This is a genomic window from Sphingobium abikonense NBRC 16140, assembly GCF_001598335.1.
In the GTDB taxonomy this organism is placed as follows: Bacteria; Pseudomonadota; Alphaproteobacteria; order Sphingomonadales; family Sphingomonadaceae; genus Sphingobium; species Sphingobium abikonense.
Window position 1 is genome coordinate 1 of sequence record NZ_BCYT01000045.1, and the last position, 1013, is coordinate 1013.

The window sequence follows — 1013 nt, forward strand, 5'->3', positions numbered from 1 at the left end:
CGCCGCGAGCCGGCGACACCCCACAGCATCGTCACTTCGGAAGACCGGATGCTGCAGCATCCTCCGCTCGCCGACTGTGCCCGCTATGATCTGCTGCGAGGCTATGATGCAGCGGCATGATATGATCGACACGATGCGCGGCCTCGGACTCAAGGGCATGGCGGCGGCGTTCGACGAGGCGGTCACCACCGGCCTCCAGCGCAAGCGCACCACCATGGAGATACTGACCGACCTGCTCCGTGCTGAGGCGACCCACCGGGATGCAGCCTCCATCCGCTATCGGATGACGGCTGCGAGGCTGCCCGTGGTGAAGGACCTGGAGCGGTTCAGCTTCGAGGGCACACCGATCAATGAGGAGATGATCCGCTCCCTTCACGATGGCTCCTTCCTCCCGCCTCGCCGCAATATCGTGCTGGTCGGCGGCACGGGGACAGGCAAGACCCACCTCGCCATCGCGATCACCGCCAATGTCGTGCGAAGGGGCGCTCGCGCCCGCTACTTCAACACCGTCGATCTGGTGACACGCCTCGAAGAGGAGACCCGGATCGGCAAAGGCGGGACCCTGGCGGCGCAGCTGTCGCGGCTCGACCTGATCGTTCTCGACGAGCTCGGTTATCTGCCGTTCGCCCGCTCGGGAGGGCAGTTGCTGTTCCACCTCATCAGCAAGCTTTATGAGCGGACCAGCGTCATCATCACCACGAACCTCGCCTTCGGCGAATGGCCGACCGTGTTCGGCGATCCCAAGATGACCACGGCGCTGCTCGACCGCGTCACCCACCACTGCGATATCGTCGAGACGGGCAACGACAGCTGGCGCTTCAAAAACCGCAGCTGACAGCCACCTTCGGCGCCTTCAAAAATCTATCTTGCGCTGCGCGCGCCTCCGGTCGGGCTACGCCCGCCCTCCGCCGCACGCAGCGCAAGGCCATCTTCAACAAACCAGCATCATATTATCTGAAAAGGGGGTCCCTCTTCGACGCCGATCGGGGGTCCCTTTTGAACGCCGTTTGACA

1 protein-coding gene is annotated in these 1013 nt (G+C 63.9%); it reads left to right on the forward strand.

The genetic code is table 11. The annotated features are described in order from the left end of the window. The first annotated feature begins 106 nt into the window (after positions 1-106). Positions 107-835: an IS21-like element helper ATPase IstB gene (gene istB, locus SAB01S_RS17925; protein ID WP_031304487.1), complete on the forward strand. Its 729-nt coding sequence runs from the start codon at positions 107-109 to the stop codon at positions 833-835. Positions 836-1013 lie beyond the last annotated feature (178 nt).